12 protein-coding genes are annotated in these 19,254 nt (G+C 64.1%); 4 read left to right on the top strand and 8 right to left on the bottom strand.

What is annotated here, in order from left to right; genetic code table 11:
- Positions 1-55 precede the first annotated feature (55 nt).
- The 4 genes from AC58EF_RS16500 to AC58EF_RS16485 form a co-directional block, all read right to left on the bottom strand.
- On the bottom strand, positions 56-1,642 hold the full coding sequence (locus AC58EF_RS16500; RefSeq protein WP_497277461.1) for an amidohydrolase: 1,587 nt from the start codon (positions 1,640-1,642) through the stop codon (positions 56-58).
- Between the two features lie 17 nt (positions 1,643-1,659).
- Positions 1,660-3,234, bottom strand: coding sequence for an amidohydrolase (locus AC58EF_RS16495; protein ID WP_497277532.1), 1,575 nt, complete (start codon positions 3,232-3,234; stop codon positions 1,660-1,662).
- Between the two features lie 32 nt (positions 3,235-3,266).
- Positions 3,267-6,086: a TonB-dependent receptor plug domain-containing protein gene (locus AC58EF_RS16490; RefSeq protein WP_497277531.1), complete on the bottom strand. Its 2,820-nt coding sequence runs from the start codon at positions 6,084-6,086 to the stop codon at positions 3,267-3,269.
- Between the two features lie 438 nt (positions 6,087-6,524).
- Complete coding sequence (locus AC58EF_RS16485; RefSeq protein WP_497277460.1) at positions 6,525-7,019, bottom strand: Lrp/AsnC family transcriptional regulator; 495 nt, start codon at positions 7,017-7,019, stop codon at positions 6,525-6,527.
- A gap of 132 nt (positions 7,020-7,151) precedes the next feature.
- Between AC58EF_RS16485 and AC58EF_RS16480 the strand changes: the two genes are divergently transcribed.
- The 4 genes from AC58EF_RS16480 to AC58EF_RS16465 all read left to right on the top strand — a co-directional run bounded on the left by AC58EF_RS16480 (position 7,152) and on the right by AC58EF_RS16465 (position 13,522).
- Positions 7,152-9,587, top strand: a complete 2,436-nt coding sequence (locus AC58EF_RS16480) for a zinc-dependent metalloprotease (RefSeq protein WP_497277459.1) — start codon at positions 7,152-7,154, stop codon at positions 9,585-9,587.
- Positions 9,588-9,717: 130 nt separating this feature from the next.
- Positions 9,718-10,059, top strand: coding sequence for a hypothetical protein (locus AC58EF_RS16475; RefSeq protein WP_497277458.1), 342 nt, complete (start codon positions 9,718-9,720; stop codon positions 10,057-10,059).
- Positions 10,060-10,190: 131 nt separating this feature from the next.
- Complete coding sequence (locus AC58EF_RS16470) at positions 10,191-10,370, top strand: hypothetical protein (protein ID WP_497277457.1); 180 nt, start codon at positions 10,191-10,193, stop codon at positions 10,368-10,370.
- 455 nt (positions 10,371-10,825) lie between these two features.
- Positions 10,826-13,522 carry a TonB-dependent receptor plug domain-containing protein gene (locus AC58EF_RS16465; RefSeq protein ID WP_497277456.1) on the top strand — a complete coding sequence of 899 codons (2,697 nt, stop codon included), beginning with the start codon at positions 10,826-10,828 and terminating at the stop codon, positions 13,520-13,522.
- A gap of 142 nt (positions 13,523-13,664) precedes the next feature.
- On the opposite strand, the gene AC58EF_RS16460 is transcribed toward AC58EF_RS16465, so the two are convergent.
- Genes AC58EF_RS16460 through AC58EF_RS16445 form a run of 4 tightly spaced genes read right to left on the bottom strand, consistent with a single transcriptional unit; the run spans position 13,665 to position 19,112 of the window.
- A complete protein-coding gene (locus AC58EF_RS16460; RefSeq protein WP_497277455.1) occupies positions 13,665-14,960 on the bottom strand; it encodes a metal-dependent hydrolase family protein in 1,296 nt (431 codons plus the stop codon).
- Positions 14,961-14,981: 21 nt separating this feature from the next.
- Positions 14,982-16,427 (bottom strand): serine hydrolase domain-containing protein, encoded by a 1,446-nt coding sequence (locus tag AC58EF_RS16455; RefSeq protein ID WP_497277454.1) that lies wholly within the window; start codon positions 16,425-16,427, stop codon positions 14,982-14,984.
- Positions 16,411-18,027, bottom strand: a complete 1,617-nt coding sequence (locus tag AC58EF_RS16450) for an N-acyl-D-amino-acid deacylase family protein (RefSeq protein WP_497277453.1) — start codon at positions 18,025-18,027, stop codon at positions 16,411-16,413. Before AC58EF_RS16450 ends, AC58EF_RS16455 begins: the two co-directional genes overlap by 17 nt.
- Entirely contained in the window at positions 18,027-19,112 is a 1,086-nt protein-coding gene (locus AC58EF_RS16445; protein ID WP_497277452.1) for an alpha/beta fold hydrolase, read from the bottom strand. The genes AC58EF_RS16450 and AC58EF_RS16445 overlap by 1 nt, the downstream gene beginning before the upstream one ends.
- Positions 19,113-19,254: the final 142 nt, after the last annotated feature.

Genomic DNA, 19,254 nt, shown 5'->3' with positions numbered 1-19,254 from the left:
ATCATCCGGGACAGGCCGCGATAGTCGACCTGATCATGCCATGGGCAACAGTCGATCAGTTGCCGTAGCGGACACCCAATTGATCGAGATAAGAGTCATATCGGGCCGGATCATAATAATATTTCTCCATTTCCGGCCGCAACTCCTTCATAATCCTTTCATTGCGGTGGATGGCCGGCTGATCGTCCGGGGACAGGACCGGATCATATGTCTGAGTCTTGAGCTGTATATCCTTGAAATAGGCCTTGGCGCTGGCCAGCAGCTTGGGATCGGTCATCAGGTCGATCACCGTCATCGCCACCGCCTTGGCTCCCGCGACCGTGCCCTTGTGCGCGATCGGCGTTGCCATCGCCATGGCGGCGGTGGCGTGGTGGAAGATGACATTCGGGATATTGGCCGGATAGCCGATGGTGATGGTCGGCACATTCCACATCACGTCGCCAATATCGTCCGACGCGCCAAAGCCGCCGCCCGCGCCGCGCGTTTCCGGCGTCGACAGCGGGGTGATGCTGGTCGCGAGCGGCTGCGCCTTCAGATGATTATTGTCCTGAACCGCCCTGGCGAAGGCCTGATCTGCGGCCGACCAGACCGGCATACCGACCGCCTCGATATTGGCATAAGCGGCCTCGGCCATCGGCTTGTTGCCGAAATTGGGCGCGGCATAGCCCAATATGGTGCGCTTGACCGTCGTGCCGGTCGCCTGCGCCGCGGCCTCCGCGATGCTGTTGCCGGTTTCATAGAGCGAGCGGACGGCAGCAAAATCCTTGTCGCGGAAATAATACCAGACCGACGCCTTGTCGGGCACGACATTGGGCTGGCCGCCGCCATTGGTGATGACGTCATGCGACCGCTGGCTGAGCGGCAGATGTTCGCGCCGGAAGTTCCAGGCCACGTCCATATATTCGACCGCGTCGAGCGCGCTGCGTCCTTCCCACGGCATGGCGGCCGAATGAGCGGTCTTGCCGCTATATTCATATTCGACCGACACCATGCCGTTGAGGCCCAGATCGCCATAAGCCGTGCCGAAACCGGTGTTCACATGGCCGAAGATGCAGGCGTCGACATCCTTGAACAAGCCGGCGCGGACATAGAAAGCCTTGGTCGCCAGCAACTCCTCCGCCACGCCGGGCCAGAGCATCAGCCGCCCCTTGATGCCGTTTTCCTGCATCACCTTCTTCGTCGCCAGCGCCGCGGCGATCATCATCGGCATACCCGAATTATGCCCTTCGCCATGCCCCGGCGCGCCGGCGACGATCGGCTTGACGGTGGGCACGCCGGGCATCTGCGACACGCCGAGGAGATCGTCTATATCGCTGCCCAGCGCGATCAGCGGGCCGCCCTCCCCCCAGGTCGCGGTGAAGGCGGTCGGGATGCCGGCAACGCCGCGCGTGACGGTGAAGCCGTTATCTTCCAGTATCTTCGCCAGATATTCGGAGGTGCGGACTTCCTGAAAGCCCGGCTCGGCGAAGCTGAAGACCTGATCGACCATGACCTGGATCTGCTTGGCCTGCGCCTCCACCCCCGCGACGGCCTGCGCCTTCATTGCCTTGGGCGAGGCCGCCTGGGCGGGGATGGAAAGCGCCGTCGCTGCCAGAGCGAGGGCAAGGGCGATGGTGCGACCCAAAGGCTGCTTCCTCTTCATGGCTGTGATGCTCCGGTTCATTGCGGCGTCAACGTCGGATATTTGACGCCGAGCTGGTCGAGATAATTGTCATATCTGGACGGATCGTAATAATATTTCTCCATCTGCGGCCGCATGAACTGCATCGTCTTTTCATTGAGCCAGATGGCGGGTTTGTCCTGCGCCGTGATGACCGGGGCATAGCTGTCGGTCTTGAGCTGCACATCCTTGAAATAGGTCTTGGCGTCGGCCACCAGCTTGGGCGTGGTCATGAGGTCGAGCACGGTCATCGCCAGCGCCTTCGCGCCCGCCACCGCGCCCTTGTGCGCGATCGGCGTCGCCATGGCGATGGCGGAGGTGACATTATGTCCTATCATGTTGGGAATGTTGGACGGGAAGCGGATCGTAATGGTCGGCACCGTCCACATGATGTCGCCGATATCGTCCGATCCGCCGCCCGTGGACGGCTTGCGGTTCTCCGGCGTCGACAGGTCGCCGATCTCCGTGCGCAGCGGCTCGACCTTGCGCTGGTTGGTTTCCTGCACCGCCTTGGCGAAAGCCTGATCGTCGGCCGACCATTTGGGCATCCCGACCGCCTTGATATTGGCATAGGCCGCCTCAGCCATGGGCTTGTTGCCGAAATTGGGCGCGGCATAGCCCAATATCTGGCGCGTCACCGTGGTCCCGCTGGCCTTTGCCGCGGCTTCGGACAGGGTGTTGCCCAGCTCATACAGGTCGCGGATCGACTTGAAGTTGCGCTCGCGGAAATAATACCAGACCGACGCCTTGTCGGGCACGACATTGGGTTGGCCACCGCCATTGGAGATGATGTAGTGCGACCGCTGGGTGATCGGCAGATGTTCGCGCCGGAAATTCCACGCGACGTCCATCAGTTCCACGCCGTCGAGCGCGCTGCGTCCTTCCCAGGGCATACCGGCGGAATGAGCGGTCTTGCCGTGGAACGTATATTCCACCGACACCAAGCCGTTATTGCCCATCTCCCCATAGCCGGTGTTGAAGTCGTTGCTGACATGGGTGAAGATGCAGGCGTCCACATCCTTGAACAGCCCGTCACGGACATAATAGGCCTTGGTTCCCAGCAATTCCTCCGCGACGCCGGGCCAGAGCATCAGGCGACCGGCTATCCTGTTCTTCTCCATCACCTGCTTGACCGCGATGGCGGCGGCGATCACCAGCGGCATACCGGCATTATGCCCTTCGCCGTGGCCGGGCGCCCCTTCGACCAGCGGCTTGATGTTGGGGATGCCGGGGATCTGCGACACGCCCAGCACATCGTCAATGTCGCTGCCCAATGCGATCAGCGCGCCGCCGCTGCCCCAGGTCGCGGTGAAGGCGGTGGGAATGCCGGCAACCCCGCGCGTGACGGTAAAGCCATTCTCCTCCAATATCTTCGTCAGATAATCGGAAGTCTTCACTTCCTGAAAGCCCGGTTCGGCGTAGCTGAACACCTGATCGACCATCACCTGCACCTGCTTGGCCTGCGCGTCGACCGCGGCGGCGGCGGCGGTCTTCATCGCCTTGGGCGCAGCGGCCTGCGCCACGGGGGTCAGCAGCGTGCTTGCAAGCGCCAGGCTGGCGGCGACCTTCTTCATATGCTTCATGGGATGTCTGCCTTCGTACGGTCTTAGAACTGGAAACGGGCGGAGACGCGGAAGACGCGGCCGATCACGTCGTAACGGCCCCGGCTGGTCTGGGCATAGGCGGGCACATTGTTGCCGTCGGGACCATTGCCGATCAGCACCGGGTCCTTGTTGAACATATTGTTGACGATGAAGGTCAGCTTGCCGGTGCCGCCGGCAGCCTGGAACTTGAAGCCGACCGACGCATCGAAATAGGTCGCGCCGTCGATATGATTGTCGTTGATCGTGCGATATTGGGTGGTCGACGCCGGGCAGGCGCTGGTGCATTCGATATAGTCATTGCCATAGACACCATCGCTGAAGCCACGCGCCACCAGATTGATGGTGATCGGGTCGACTTCGTAGAAAGCGCTGATGCGATAGACCCAGTCGGGCGCGCTGTAGGTGCCGGCGAGCGACCCGCCGTTCACGCCCGCATAATCGATCGGGAAGCTGATGCCATTGTCGATGACATTTTCGATATAGTGCGTCACCGCCGAATGGAGAGTGAAGGTGCCGGGCAGGCTGTCCGAAATATTGGAGAGCGGCAGGCGGTAGCTCGCCTCTATATCGAAGCCCTTGGTGGTCTGCCTGGCGAAGTTGATCGGTTGCAGGACGATGCTGGTCAGCGTGCTGCCGCTGAAGATGATGTTGCCGCAATAAGAGGAAATGCCCTCCGCATAGCAAAGGTCGACCGTTTCCTGCGCGGAGATATTGCCGATCGCCTTGTCGATCTTGATCGAATAATAGTCGAAGGAGGCGGTGAAGCCCGGCAGGAAGCTGGGCGTCAGCACCGTGCCGAGCGTCCAGCTGTCGGCCACTTCCGGCTTCAGATCGGGATTGCCGACCTGGTTCTGCACGAACTGGAGCGATCCGGTCGCAGGCGCATCGGCGCCGGTCGGAATGATGACCGTGTTGGTGCGGGCGGTTCCGGCGGCGAACAATTCCTGCAAATTGGGGGCGCGGATGTCGTGGCTGATATTGCCACGCAGGCGGATGTCGGGGATCGGCTGGAAGGTCGCGCCCAGCTTCCAGGTCTGGACCGATCCCGATGTCGAATAATCGGTGAAACGGCCCGCCGCATTGACGTTGAGGCCCTTCACCACCGGCAGGTCGACCTCCAGAAACCCTTCCTTCACATCATAGTCGCCCTTGTTGACCAGGAAATTGCCGTAGAGCCAGCCCGTATTGAATTGCGGGTCGACCCTGCCGTCAATCTGTTCCTTGCGCCATTCCGCGCCGAAGGCGACCGCCGCCGTGCCGCCGGGCAGGTCGAACATTTCGCCGCTGAAGCTCAACGCCGCCACATCCTGCTTGATCGTCTGTTCGCGCTGCGGCTGCTCCGCGCCATAGATATAGGCGAGCGCTTCGGCCGACGGTCCCATGGTGCCGAGACGGTTGATCGGGACGCAGCCATTGGCCGGATCGGTCAGGGTGGAGCGGCAGACGATGCTGCCATTGGGCGCGAACACGGCGTCCTGGGCCAGCGCCATGCGGGCGTTGTTCCAGGTGTTGATCAGTTCCTCATGCGCCTTAGTCACGCCATGCTGATAATAGCCGTTCCATTCCCATTTGCGGTCGAACAGGCTGAACTGCCCCTCCGCGCCGCCGACGAAGCGATAGACTTCGCGCTTGATATCGCTGCCGGGCACCGGGAAGCCCGCATTGCTGGTGCCCATGGTGAAGGATGAAAGGCCCTGCGTCGCCATCTGCGCCGCGACCTGCGGATAGTAGGTCTGGAGATAGGCATTGTCGGCGCGGATGACGACGCCGGTGCTGGGCGTCTGCTGATAATAGCTGCGGCTGGTGGAGCGGTTGTAAGAAAACTGCCCGAAGATGGTGAGATTGGGCGCGACATCGAAGGCGGTGCGGTTGAAGAAACTGAGCCGTTCGTCCTTGGGGATCAGCGAATTGGTGCCGACATGACCCGCCAGCGTCACATCGGTGTCGCCACCGATCATCCAGGGGCTGAGAACCGTGCCATAGGTCAGCTGTCCGGTCTGCCCCGCGCCGAGAAAATAGGTGCCGCGCAGCGGTCCTGCGCCGATCAGGCCGCCGGCTGTATAGCCCGAAGGACCGAAGCCCGAACCGACCAGCCGCTGCGGCTGGCCATTGACCCCGTCATAGGCGGGGTTGTTGATCATGAAATAGCCGCTGTCGTTCCAGTCGCGATCGATCGTGTCGACGGCATTCTGTTTGAAATATTCGCCGTTGAAGAGCAGGTGCAGACGATCATCCAACAATGACAGGCCAGCGCTGGCCGTCAGCGTATAGTTTCGACCGTCGCCATAGGTGCTGATGCCCTGGTCGAGGCCGATACGGAAACCTTTATAACTTTTGTCGAGGACGAAGTTGACGACGCCGCCGACGGCATCGGAACCATAGGCGGCCGACGCACCGCCGGTCACGACTTCAACCCGTTCCACCAGATCCTGCGGGATGGTGTTGATGTCGACGACACCGCCGACGGTCGAAGCGACCGAACGCTGGCCGTCGAGCAGCACGAGAGTGCGCCCGACGCCCAGGCCGCGCAGGCTGATCGAGTTGATGCCTGCCGCCGCATTGGACAGGCCGCCCGAAGCGCTGCCCGATGTTCCGCTGCCTGCGATCGAGGGAAGCTGGTTCACGAAATCGGAGATGTTCGCCGGGGCCTGCGCGGCGATATCCTGCTTGCTCATCACCGCCACGGGGGTCGGCGCGCTGTAACCGTCGCGCACGATGCGCGTGCCGGTGACGACGATGGCGTCCGCGGACGCATCCTGTTGCGGCGCGGCCTCGACCGGCGCATCCTGCGCCCATAGCGGCGCGGCCGGCGCGGCCGTCATCAGCGCGACGCCCGTTTTCAGCAGGGTTCGGCCCAACCGGCGGCGACGGTCGAAAATGTCACCCGGCACTGCATATATCATTGTCTATCCCCTGTTAGCGCATCCAGTCGGGCCTTTCATCCTCCTCCGCGCAGGGATCGCACCCATGCGGGCCTGCATTCGCCAGGGGTGGCGGTCTTTCGGTAATCGACTTGTCCCCCGGGACATTCCCATATGTGGCCCCGCTCTTTCGGGCACCCGCGCTGACCCTTATCCCGGCTGGCCCTATGTCCCTCCTGCGGGCCCGCCGAAGACAATGTGATGGTACACAAGAGCGGATAGGGCTTCCCGCGAAAGTCGGCAGGCATTGCGGTCAATATTGATCGATTCCTGCGTCATGCTGGCAATCTATGGCATATTCCTGCGCGCGCTCCTGCATTTGCCTTTCCGATTCGTTCCTCACCGCAGTCCATCGAACAGGACGGGCGGGACTGTTCGCTTGGCGACCGGGCGCATCACGAAGCTGCTGCGGATTTTGGCGACATGCGGCAGGGTCGAGAGTTCCTTGCGATAGACCCGGTCATAATCGTCGAAGGAGCGCACATGGACCGTCATCATGAAGTCCGTATCGCCCGACACGAAGCTGCAATAGCTCATGGACGGGCATTTCACGACCGCCTCCTCAAATTCCGTCAGCACCTGCTCGGTCTGCGCCACCAGCTCGATCGAGACATGGACGACGATGCCAAAGCCCAGCCGGACCAGATCGGGACTGGCGGTATAGCGTGGGACCATGCCCCGTTCCTCCAATATCTTGCGGCGACGGGCGGCGGCGGTGCTGGAGAGATGCACCCGCTCCCCCAGCGCCACGTCGGAAATGCGGCCATCCTCCACGATCTCCCGCAACAGGCGCAGATCGGTGCGATCCAGGTCATGATCGTCGGTTTCCGTCACGAAATCCCTCCATCCTGTTGGAAAGCATCAATTTTGATGCCAAACTCTTTTGAATATGCCGACATGCCAAACGGATCGCGTGATATGATCCGCTATCAGCCGTGACGTGAGCGGCACGAAAAAGGGGGACCTATGGCGTTTTCACGACGGGCCGCACGCATGGTTTCGACATGGGCGATCGCCCTGACCGCCGGCGGCGGCCTGGCTGCACCGGCGCTGGCGGAACCGATGACGGTCGCCAACAGCGCCGATGGCGCCCTGCTGCCGGTGAAGGCGGACATGACGGATGGACGCATCCTGCTGACCCTGCCCGCTGCTGATGCGCAGGGTGTTTCCGGCCGTTTCCTCTATACGCCGTCGGTCAAGACCGGCCTTGGTTCCGCGCCGATCCGCATCGATCGCGGGATGCAGGGCGAAACCCAGCTCCTGGCCTTTCGCCGCGTGGGCAGGAAGGTCGCGATCACCTATGAGAATCCCCGCTACCGCGCGACCGGCGACGCCGATGTGCAACGGGGCGGAACCAACAGCTTTCCCTTCAGCACGGCGGCGATGGTCGATGTGGTCGCGCCCGCAGCGGGCGGCGGCGTAACGATCGACATCGCCCCCTTCCTCACCAGCGACACGATGAAACTGGCCGATGCGCTCAACGGCAATGGCAAGGGATTCAAGCTGGCCGAAAAACTGAGCGCAGCCGATCCGGCCTCGGTCAAGGTGTTTCCCGACAATATCGAAATGGAGGCGATCCAGACCTTCGCGTCCGAAACGCCGGGCAAGGAAGTCGACACGATCGCGCCCGATGGCCGACAGGTCAGCTTCACCGTGCATCATTCGCTGGTCCGCCTGCCCGCGCCGGGATTCCGCCCGCGCAAGTTCGACATCCGATCGGGCAGCCACGCGACCCAGGCCTATGATTTCGGCAGCAAGCTGGGCGATCCGGTGATGATCCAGTTCGCCAATCGTTTCCGCCTCGACAAGGTCGATCCCGCCGCGCCGCGATCGCGCGTGAAAAAGCCGATCCTCTTCTACATCGACAATAGCGCGCCCGAACCGATCCGCACCGCGCTGGCCGAAGGGGTCGCCTGGTGGAACCAGGCCTTCGACGCGGCGGGCTATATCGACGCCTTTCAGGTGAAGATCCTCCCGGCCGACGTCGATCCGCAGGATGTGCGCTACAATGTCGTCAACTGGACCAATCGCCAGACCCGCAGCTGGTCCTATGGCGGCGGCGTGATCGACCCGCGCACCGGAGAGATCATCAAGGGCAATGTCGTGCTGGGGTCGCTCCGGCTGCGGCAAGACATCATCCTCTACGAAGGACTGGTCGGCACGGCCCAGAATGACAGCGGCGGCGCAAATGACGCGGTCCGCGTCGCGCTCGCCCGCATCCGCCAGCTTGGCGCGCATGAGGTCGGCCATGCGATCGGCTTCGTTCATAATTTCCAGGCGAGCCTGGACGATCGCGCATCGGTGATGGACTATCCCGGACCGTTGGTGAAGGTCGCCGACGGCAAGCTCGACCTGTCGGACGCCTATGCCGTGGGGATCGGCAAGTGGGACAAATATACGGTCGATTGGCTTTATGGCGAGCCGGCGCCCGGTGTCGATGCCGACGCCGACGCGGCGCGCAAGGCCGACGCGATCGAGGCGGCGGGCCTCCATTATTCGACCGATATTGACGGCCGCGCGTCCGATCTGGCCGTGCCGGGCACCAATATGTGGACCGAAGGCGCGGATTTACCCGAGGATCTGGCGCATATAATGGCGGTGCGCCGGATCGCGCTCGCCAATTTCGGCCCGGCCGTGCTGCGCGCGGGCGAGCCATTGTCCGACCTGCGGCGCAAATTCGTGCCGGTCTGGCTGTTCCACCGCTATGCCGTGGCGGCGATCGGCAAGATCGTGGGCGGCATCGACTATCGCTATGCCGTGGCCGGTGGGAAGACGCCGCTTCCGACCGTCGTCGCAGCGGGCGAACAGCGCGCGGCGCTCGACGCGCTGATCGGCACTCTGTCGGCAGAGGCGCTCACCGTCTCGCCCCAGCTGACGATGATGCTGTCTTCGGGCGTCAATGGCCGATCCGACCCGCAATATGATACGGAGATATTCGATACCGCAGGGGCGTCCGCCTTCGATCCGCTGGTCGCCGCGGACGTTGCGGCGCAGGTGACGCTGGAAAGCCTGCTCGCGCCGGCGCGGCTGGCCCGTATCCATATCCAGCATGGCAATGATCCCGCCCAACTGGGGTTGGGCGAATTGCTCGACCGATTGCAGAACGGCGTGATCGATCGGCGCGGATCGGCGGTCGAGCGACGCATCGCCCACCGCACCCTATTGTCGATCGCGAAGACACGCCAGTCGCCCGACACGTCGATCGACGTCGCAGCGATCCTCGACGGACGGCTGCGCCGCCTTGCCGACCAGTTCGCGCAGGCCAAGGGCGATGATGAGGACGCAAGCTGGCAGCGGAGCATGGCCGCGCTGCTGCGCGACGACGCGCGGCTGGCGAAGGAAATCGGCAAGGCCAATCGACCCGAGCCGGCCATTCCGCCGGGTATGCCGATCGGCGGCTGAGCCCTCGTCGCTTGGCAAGGCGGCAAGGACTTGAAATATCCGCTTTCGGGCGCATGATGTCGCGGAACTGATTTCCTGCGGCCGGCGGATGCGCGTTACCATCCGCCGTCCCTGTCAAAAGAGAATGATCATGCGCTTTTTGCCGGCAACCATCCTCGCGAGCCTGGCCTTGGCCGGCTGCGGCAGCCCCCAGACGGCGGACAAGGCGGAGCCGAAGAACGAGGCGGCGGGCAATGCGGGCGGTGTCGATTATGCCGCGGCCGTCGCCGCGTTGCCGCCGGGCCAGCGCAACGGCGTCTTCTTCCGCGCTGTGCGCGACGCGGGCCTGCCCTGCCAGAAGATTGCTTCGGCCGAACCGATGGGGATCAAGGTCAGGGATGGCGAATGGAAGGTGCAGTGCGAAAATGGCGACGCCCACCTGATTTCCATCGGCCATGACGGCCAGGCGATCGTCACCAGCCGGTCCGACTGAAGAAAGGGGGACCTGCCATCCCCCTCGGCTCCTGTCTATCACCTTGCTTCTGATCGGTGAGGCGTTCGAATCAGGCCGTTTCTCCGCAGAGGGGCGCGGTGACGGCAATTGCCTGGGCCGGGCGGCCTGTCATGCAATTATGGCTTATGCCCAGCACCAATTCACTCAACATTCGCTCGGGCGTCGATACGCTGACGCCGGCGGAACTGGAGAATCTGTTCCGCCGCACGCTTGAAAACAGCGATTCCCAATATTTTGGCGGCCTGCCCAATCGGGGCGCACGTCATGCGCCTGTCCTATGGCGGGCGTAGCATCATGGGCGGCATCCGCATCCAGTTCGGCAACTGACGTGCGAAGAGTACGGGGCCGTTCGGCTCCGCACTCCGGGAAAGGCGAACGCCGCGATCTGTGCGCCGGCGAAGGCGCTGATCAGCATCCCCGCCGCCCCGAATATCAGTCCCGCCTCCGTCCATGTCCCAGTGTCCTTTTGACGCTGGCGCATGTTTCATCGGCCATCCAGTAGATTAGCCCCGGTTAGCGATGCCAGCCGGACAGCGTCCTTCCCGTCCATGTTGAACGCGCATCCCCTCATGCAACACAATCGCACGATGAGATCGAAATTTTCTATTATGGAAATATTTTTCCGATTTTAGTTGAAATTTTCCTTTTCCTCTGCCCTATTCGCGTCGTCACCGTCGATCGGCGGCTTTGGAGCAATCCGAATAGAGCTGAAACACGCAGATCAGCCGCAAAAGGAGGGGGTTATATGGACGTTGCCAATTGGAGATGGTTTGCCGGCACGGCGCTTTCCGTTCTCGCCATGCTCAACCCGGCGCAGGCCCAGCCGATGGAGGGATCACGGTCGGCGCCGGAAGCGAGCGAGGATATCATCGTTACCGCCTCGCGCATCCAGCGATCCGGCTTCGATGCGCCGACGCCGACCACGGTGATCGGCGGCGCGGACCTCGATCTCGGCAACCGCCCCAGCATCGCACAGGTGCTGAACGATGCGCCCCAGTTCCGCCCCACATCGACCCCGGCCACCACCGTCGGCGGCACCAACAGCGGCATTTCGACGGCGGACCTGCGCGGCTTGGGCGCGGTGCGCACGCTGACGCTGCTCAACGGGCATCGCTTCCTGGGCAGCAACGACCTCAACACCATCCCGCAGAATCTGGTGAAGCGCGTGGACGTCGTGACCGGCGGCGCATCGGCCGCCTGGGGATCGGGCGCGGTCGCGGGCGTGGTCAATATCCTGCTGGACGACGAGATGACGGGCCTGCGCGGCGGCGTGCAGAGCGGCATTTCGAGCCGGGGCGACGGCGCGCGCTATGGCGCGGACCTGGCATGGGGCGCCGACTTCGCCGACGGCCGCGGCCATGTCATGCTCTCCGGCGACTATCTGCACGAACGCGGCATATTGAACCGGAAGGAACGGCCCAATCTGGAAGCGGGCGTCTTCCAACATGCCAACGGTCAGCTTGAACTGGTGCGAAACCCGAATTTCACCCTGCTCAATCGGGGCGGATCGATCCTGAGCGCGACAGGGGTGCCCTATGGGCTGATCTTCAACCCCGACGGCGGCGTCGGCCCGTTTCCCCAGGGCAGCGAGACGGTCGGCCAATATACGGTCGGTGGCGGCGGCCAGAATATCTACGACTATGTTGCGGTCAGCACGCCCTACAAGCGCGCCAACCTCTTCGCCCGCGCGGACTATGAGATCACGGACAATCTGAAATTCTGGGCCAATGCGAGCTACAACCGCACTACGTCCAACTATGGCTTCTTCCCGGAAACGCCGGTAGCGGTCATCAGGCCCGACAATGCCTTCCTGACACAGGGCGCACGCAATCAGCTTGCCGCCGCCGGGATCACCGGCCCCTTCCTGCTGGGCCGGATCTTGGACGATGTCGGCGCGGACAGGATGCTCACATTCCGGACGAGCCGCAGAACCCTGGAGGGCGCCTTCGGCCTGGACGGCACATTTGGCGACGGATGGAGCTATAATCTCTATTATGACCATGGCGAAGCGCGGATCAGCAGCCGGATCGACAATCAGCGGATCGTCGCGCGGTTCAACAATGCCGTCGATTCCGTGCTGGTGAACGGCCGCCCCGTCTGCCGCATCAACGCCGACGCATCGGGCGCCAATGACGATCCGGCCTGCGCGCCGATCAACCTGCTGGGCAATGGCAATATTTCGGACGCCGCAGCCGCCTATGCTTTTGGCGGGTCGCACCTCATCTATACGCTCAAGCTGGATGCCGCCGGCGCGAGCGTACAGGGCCAACCCTTCTCCACCTGGGCGGGCGCGGTCGACATCGCCTTCGGCACCGACGTCCGCCGGGAAAAGCAGATCACCAACCATGTCGACGCGCTGTCGCTGTCTAAGGCGCTGGGCACACTTAATTCCTCGGCTACGAACGGCCGCTTCAGTGTGAAGGAGGCCTTTGTCGAGGTGAACATGCCGCTGCTCGACTTGCCCAACACGGCGCGGCTGGAAGTGAACGGCGCCGCCCGCTATTCCGATTACAGCACCAGCGGCGGCATCTGGTCGTGGAAGACGGGCGGCACGCTGCGCCTCGTCAATGACCTGCTGCTGCGCGCCGTCTATTCGCGCGACATCCGGTCGCCCAGCATCGGCGAATATTATCTCAGCCGGTCGACCGGCATCGGCAATCTCCAGGACCCCTTCCTGGGCGCGCCGCAGACCAATGTCGTAGTCTATGGCGGCGGCAATCCCAACCTGACGCCGGAAATATCGCATACATTGACGCTGGGCGGTTCCTATTCGCCCCGCTTCGCGCGCGGACTTCGCCTGTCCGCCGACTATTACAGCATCAAGATTGACAATGTGATCACGACGATCACGGCGCAGGACACGCTGAACCAGTGCTTCGCCGCCGATCCCTATGACCCGACCTGCGGCGGGGTCATTACCCGCGCCGGCAACGGGACGATCGAATCGATGACCACCCGTTATCGCAATCTCGCCCATTACAGCACGCGCGGGATCGATATGGAGGCGTCCTACCGGATTGCGCTCGGCGCGGGCAGCCTGTCCTTTCATGCGCTGGCGAACCACATCTTCGACCTGAAGATCAACGGCACCGACGTCGCCGGGATCGTTGGCGGCGAAACCGCCTTCTCCACGCCCAAATGGCGGGTGACGGGAACGATCGCCTATGACAGCGACACAGTGGGCGCCAACCTGCGCCTGCGTTATGTCGACGGGGGCATCTACAGCCGGCAACTGGGCGGCAACGGACAGCCGATCCTCAACAACCAGGTCGACGGCCGCGTCTATACCGATGTCGGCGTGCAGTTCAAAGCCGGGCCGTTCACCCTGTTCGGCAACGTCAACAACCTGTTCGACGTAGCCCCGCCGCTCACCCCCTTCATCAGCCCCAACTATGACGTGATCGGCCGCTACATGTCGGCGGGTGTGAAGTTGAAACTGTAAATCATCATAGGCGACGGGTTCTCCCTCCCCGTCCGCTTCGGGCGAGGTCGAGCAACAACGCTCGACTTCGCCCGGCACGAAAAAAGGGCAGCGGCGTGGATGCGCCGCTGCCCTTTTCAGGCGATCTTCAAGGACGGGAACCTCATTCGCCTAGAGCGCGGACGACATCCCCTCCCTTCATCACGAAGGCCATGGTTTCGAGCGTGCGGATATCGGCCAGCGGATCGCCCTTGACCGCGACGATATCCGCTGCCTTGCCCGGCGCAATCGATCCGATTTCCCGGTCCAGCCCGACGTGGGCGGCTGCCCAGACGGTCGCCGCGCGGATCGCGTCGATCGGCGGCACGCCCGCCTGCACCATCAGCGCGAATTCGCGCCCATTATCGCCATGCGCGGAGACGCCCGAGTCCGTGCCAAAGGCCATGTTCACCCCCGCAGCGCGGGCGCGGCGCACGGCATCGATCATCAGCGGACCGACAATGCGCGCCTTGGCGCGCACCGCGGCGGGCATCCACTCCGCCGTCTCGGCCTGCCGCGTCACCGTGTCGCCCGCCAGCAGCGTGGGCACCAGATAGCTGCCCTTCGCCTTGAACAGGCGAATGGAATCCGCGTCGAGATACGTGCCATGCTCGACCGAATCGACCCCGGCCCGCAGCGCCGCATTGACGCCATCGGTGCCATGGGCATGGGCCGCCACCTTGCGCCCCAGCCGGTGCGCCGTTTCCACGATGGAGACGAGTTCGGCGTCGCTCATCTGCTGGCCAAGCCCTGCCGCCGTGTCGGACATGACGCCCCCGGTCGACGCCGTCTTGATGACATCGGCGCCCTGCTGCACCGCCTGGCGCACCGCCCGCGCGCAATCGTCGGCGCCCGAACAGAGCGTCGTGGGGCGGAACAGGTCCAATATCTCCTGCCGATAGCCATGGACGTCGCCATGGCCGCCATGCGCCGCCACGATGCCCGCGGCCAGGATACGCGGCCCGACGACCTTCTTCTGCGCGATCGCATCGCGCAAGGCGGTGATCGCCTCGGGATCGGACCCGAGGTCGGCGACGGTCGTGAAACCCGCGCGCACGGTGCGGCCCGCATAGACGATGCCGTCGAACGCCTGGGCGGTGGTCGACTTGGTGACGGCCTCCAGCCGACTGTCAGGACCGGACTGGGAGGTCAGATGGACATGGCTGTCGATGAAGCCCGGAAGGACGAAGCCGTCGCGCAGGTCGATCACCTTGCCCTCGCCGACGAAGCCGTCGCGTATCTCGACGACCTTGCCGCCTTCCACGACGATCGTCCTGTTCGTATCGATCCGACCGCTCGCCGGGTCTGCGAGCAGACGGCCGGCCTGAATATAGATTCTGGCGCCAGCCGCCCTGTCCTGGGCCATCGCCGGCGACGCCAGCATAGTGGTCGCCAGCGCAATCTGGATCATCTTTTTCATATAGTCTCCCCTCTCTTGCCGTCAGCGCACGCCCGTCGTCGGCGTCAGGGCCGCGACGATCGGCGTCAAATAGCGGTTGAAGTCGAAAACCTGCCCTTCGGGCGTCCAGCCCAGTCGGACGATAACCGCATTTCGCGACGGGATGATCATCACCATCTGGCCATTATGGCCCATCGCCATGAAGGCATCGTCCGGCAGATCCCTGAAGGCGGTTCCCTTCGGTCCCCCGGCCTCGACCCGGTTGAGCCAGAATTGCCCATTGTAGAAGGGACGTGCATCGTTGGAAGAAGGGGTCCGCACGAAATCGACCCAATCGCGCGACAACAGGCGCTTTCCACCGGCCATTCCGCCATTGAGATAGAGCAGGCCGAACCGCGCCCAGTCCCGCGCGGTGGCATAGCCGTAGGAACTGCCGACCAGCACGCCGCTCTCATCGGGTTCGATGAGCGCGCTTTTCATGCCGGCCGGTTCGAACAGCCGCTCGCGCGCGAAACGGGCCATGCCCTCCAGCGTTCCGCCGGTCGCATGGAACAGGATTGCGGACAGGATGTTGCTGGTGCCCGATGAATAGCTCCAGTGGGAACCGGGCGCCTGCGCCAGCGGACTGGACTGGGCGAGTGCGGCCATGTCCCCCACCTCGAACAGCATCCGGATGGAATCGTTGCCGGGCCGGTAGGCTTCGACAAAGGACAGGCCGCTCGTCATGTTGAGCAACTGGCGCAGCGTGATAGCCGCGCGCGGGTCGCCAGCCGCCTGCCATTCGGGGATCGGCGCCGGCGCGTCGAGTTTGAGCCTGCCGTCGTCGACCAGCAGGCCGATCAGCGTGCCGGCGATGCTCTTGGTGGCGGACCAGCCCAGCAAACGGCTGTTCCGGTCGAAACCGGGGGCATAGCGTTCGGCGACGATTTGCCCACCCTGCACCACGATGATGGCGCGTGTGTCGGGATGGCCCGCCCTGTTCTGCTCATCGAAAGCGGCGGCAACCGCGCGGTCGAGCGCCTGGACATCGACCTTGGCCGCGCGCCCGGCGGAACGGACCGACCGCCAGCCATGGTCCCTCCCGACTGGCGCCTTCAGTCCCCGCGCCTGCGCATCCAGTGTCGCCGGAGCGACATCCCCGGTCAGCAGAGTGCAGCCTACTGCCGGGCGATAGAAGGCGGTTCGCGTGGCGGCGCCCGGCGCCGACGCCGTGACCGTGCGCGCGCCGCGATCGACCGCCAGAACCACCTCCCGTGTGAAGGGCGCCAGCGCGTGAACGTCGTCGCGCAGCACGTCCGCCTCGGCCCGGCCGGTGACGAAGATGCCGGCGCAGGCGATCTGGGCCGAAACCGCCGTGCCAAGGTCCGCCGGTCCCGCAATGGGCGGCGCGGCGGCCAGCAGGGGCGGCGATGCCAGGATCGCCAGGCCCGCAAAGGTCGACCGAAGGGCGAAGGATAGCATGTCCGCCGCCTCAGCCGCCGCAGCCATGGCGCAGCACCGCGCCGGCTTTCGCACCGCTATGCTTGCCATCCTCCAGCGTGACGACGCCATTGACGAGAACGGTATCGATGCCGGTCGGGAGCGCCGTCGGCTTGTCCCAGCTTGCCACATCGTCCAGCCGGTCGAGGTCGAAGATGACGATGTCGGCGCGCATACCGTCGCGGATCAGGCCGCGATCGGTCAGGCCCATGCGCTGCGCGGGCCAGCCGGTCATCTTGCGCACCGCTTCCTCCAGCGAGATGACCGGTCGGCGCTTGGAATATTCGGCGATGATGCGCGGGAAAGTGCCATAGGCGCGGGGATGCGGCAGGCCGAGCGCGTCCATCCCGCCCAGCGTCTCGGACGCGGCCGCGTCGCTGCCGATGCTGACCCAGGGCTGGCGCAGCGCCGTTTCGATATCGCCTTCATTCATCATGAAATAGAGGGCGACGGAGCGGTTCGGCAGCCCTTCCAGCAGGATATCCCAGGCCACATCCGCAGGATCGCGCTTCAGCGCCGCGCCGATCTTCTCCAGGCTCTGGCCATGATAGGGGGCGTATTTCTGACTGAAGCCATTGGCGAGGATGACATTGCCGAAGCCGCCCGATGCCTGCACCAGATTGGACCAGCCGGGCATGGAGCCGGCGGCGACTTCCTTCTTCATCCGTTCGCGCAGTTTGGGATCGCGCAACCGTTCGATCCCCTTCTGGACACCGTCGGCCCAGACCCAGCTCGGCGCGATGATCTCCAGCCCGGTGCCGCCCGCCGTATAGGGATAAAGGTCCGCCGCCACGTCGACGCCGCGCGCGCGGGCCGCGTTCACCGCGGCGATCGCCTGTGGCATCAGCTTGCCCCAGCCCGGCGCGAAGGCCGCTTTCAGGTGGAAAATCTCGACCTTCGCGCCCGATTTCTCGCCGATCTCGATCGCTTCATTGACCGCCTTCACCAGATCGGCACTCTCGTCGCGCATATGGGTGGCGTAGAAGCCGCCGCATTGTGCCGACACCTTCGCCATGGAGATGAGGTCCGCCGTCGTCGCGAAGCTGCTGGGCGGATAGATGAGCGCGCTGGTCACGCCGAACACGCCCGCTTCCATGGCGGTGCGCACTTCCTTGCGCATGATGTCCATCTGCGCTTCGGTCGGCGTGCCGGCGCCATCGCCCATCGCCTTCATCCGCGCCTGGGTGGTGGAATAATAGGAACCGAAATTGACCGAGATGCCCTGTTTTTCGAGCTGGCCGAAATAGGCGGGGATCTGCGCCGCTTCGACCGGTGTCCCGCCCTCGCCCGCGATGACGGTGGTGACGCCCATCCGCAGCTTGTTTTCGGCCGCGCCATTCTTGAGCAGCACGCGGCCCGACTGGTCCATCATGTCGATGAAGCCGGGCGAGACATAGCGGCCCTTGGCGTCGATCTCCTTCGCACCATGGCCGCTCACCTGCCCGACCCGCACCACGCGCCCGTCCTTTATGGCGACATCGGCCCGAATCCAGGGATTGCCCGCGCCGTCCAGCACGCGGCCACCCCGGATGACGACATCATAGTCCGCAACCGGTGCGTTCGCGACGAGCAGCAGCGACATGGCGCTGCAGAATAAGGCACGTTTCATCATGGTTTTTTCCCTTCATGGCGACCCGCCTTCCGCGCTTCTTCGGCGCGGACGGCATCGACGACTTGTTCGACCGCTGCGATCACGACATCCGGCCGGTCGATCTGGATATAATGGCCGGAATCCGGCACGATCTGCTGACGGCCCCGGCTCGACAGGGCGGCCATTTCGGTATGCAGCGCCTTCCATGCCTGCTTCATGCGCGCGCCGTCCTGTGGCGTCAGATTGAGGCCCTTCCGCTGCGCCGCCGTAAGGGGCGCCATTGCGGTCAGCACGATCAGCGGACGATCGCCAAAACTGCGCACGGCCCGCGCCTGGTCCATCGTCTGGTGGAAGCCCTCCAGTTCGGCGCCCGCTCCCTTGATCGAACCGCTGCTATAGGCGGCGATCCTCGCGCTTGCATCCTTCGGCAGGTTGGGGACATCGCCGCCGGTCATCAGGCGGACGGCGCCGGTCCAGGACAAGGCGTTGGCGATACGCACCATCCAGGCCAGTTGGGTCGGGTCGACATTGGCCTTTACGACCCGGCCGAGGCGCGCGACCTGATCCGGGTGGGATGCGTCGACCATGACCAGCCCGGCCACCTGATCGCCATAGCGACCGGTATAGACGCGCGTGTAGGGGCCGCCGATCGAATGGCCCGCCAGCACCAGCGGTCCATCTATCCCTGCCGCCGCAAGGGCGGCGTGCAGGTCTTCCGCCACGGTGGCGGCATTTTGCGGGCCGGGCCTGGGATCGCTCCACATGATGCCCGCGCGGTCATAGGCGCAGGTGCGCGTGTGGCGGGCCAGTGCATCATGGACCCGCGCCCAGTCGACCGACCCGCCCGATCCAAGCCCGGATTCAAGAATGACGGTGGGCGAACCGGTGCCTCGGCAATCGATGTGGATGCGCCGCCCGCCAATGTCGACCAGCTTGCCCGGCGGCGGATAGAGCCGCGCCGCCTTGTGCCGTTCCCAGGCCTCGTAAAGCGCGCCGGCGATGATGAGAAGCAGCAGCAAAGCCAGCAGACCCAGCAGGGTCCGCGCCGTCCACCGCCGCACACGCGCCCATCCGCCCGGCTTCCGGGTCGCCGACGCTGTCATGCGCGGCGGCTATCGGGCAAATATGTCGGGAGTTGAATGCGGCGGAGCGGATCGGCGGCATCTTTCATGGTCTGAAGCAACATCTGTCTCCCCTGTCGATGGATGCGGGCAAGGCGGTCGCCTGCGTCGCGACTCAGCAATA

Source organism: Sphingobium sp. WR1, from assembly GCF_059693745.1.
This window is presented reverse-complemented; position numbering and strand designations above follow the sequence as displayed.

Coding starts and splice junctions, on each gene's coding strand:
- AC58EF_RS16500 (WP_497277461.1), bottom strand. CDS start 1,642: ATGAAGAGGAAGCAGCCTTTGGGTCGCACCATCGCCCTTGCCCTCGCT.
- AC58EF_RS16495 (WP_497277532.1), bottom strand. CDS start 3,234: ATGAAGAAGGTCGCCGCCAGCCTGGCGCTTGCAAGCACGCTGCTGACC.
- AC58EF_RS16490 (WP_497277531.1), bottom strand. CDS start 6,086: ATGACGGCCGCGCCGGCCGCGCCGCTATGGGCGCAGGATGCGCCGGTC.
- AC58EF_RS16480 (WP_497277459.1), top strand. CDS start 7,152: ATGGCGTTTTCACGACGGGCCGCACGCATGGTTTCGACATGGGCGATC.
- AC58EF_RS16475 (WP_497277458.1), top strand. CDS start 9,718: ATGCGCTTTTTGCCGGCAACCATCCTCGCGAGCCTGGCCTTGGCCGGC.
- AC58EF_RS16470 (WP_497277457.1), top strand. CDS start 10,191: ATGCAATTATGGCTTATGCCCAGCACCAATTCACTCAACATTCGCTCG.
- AC58EF_RS16465 (WP_497277456.1), top strand. CDS start 10,826: ATGGACGTTGCCAATTGGAGATGGTTTGCCGGCACGGCGCTTTCCGTT.
- AC58EF_RS16460 (WP_497277455.1), bottom strand. CDS start 14,960: ATGAAAAAGATGATCCAGATTGCGCTGGCGACCACTATGCTGGCGTCG.
- AC58EF_RS16455 (WP_497277454.1), bottom strand. CDS start 16,427: ATGGCTGCGGCGGCTGAGGCGGCGGACATGCTATCCTTCGCCCTTCGG.
- AC58EF_RS16450 (WP_497277453.1), bottom strand. CDS start 18,027: ATGAAACGTGCCTTATTCTGCAGCGCCATGTCGCTGCTGCTCGTCGCG.
- AC58EF_RS16445 (WP_497277452.1), bottom strand. CDS start 19,112: ATGACAGCGTCGGCGACCCGGAAGCCGGGCGGATGGGCGCGTGTGCGG.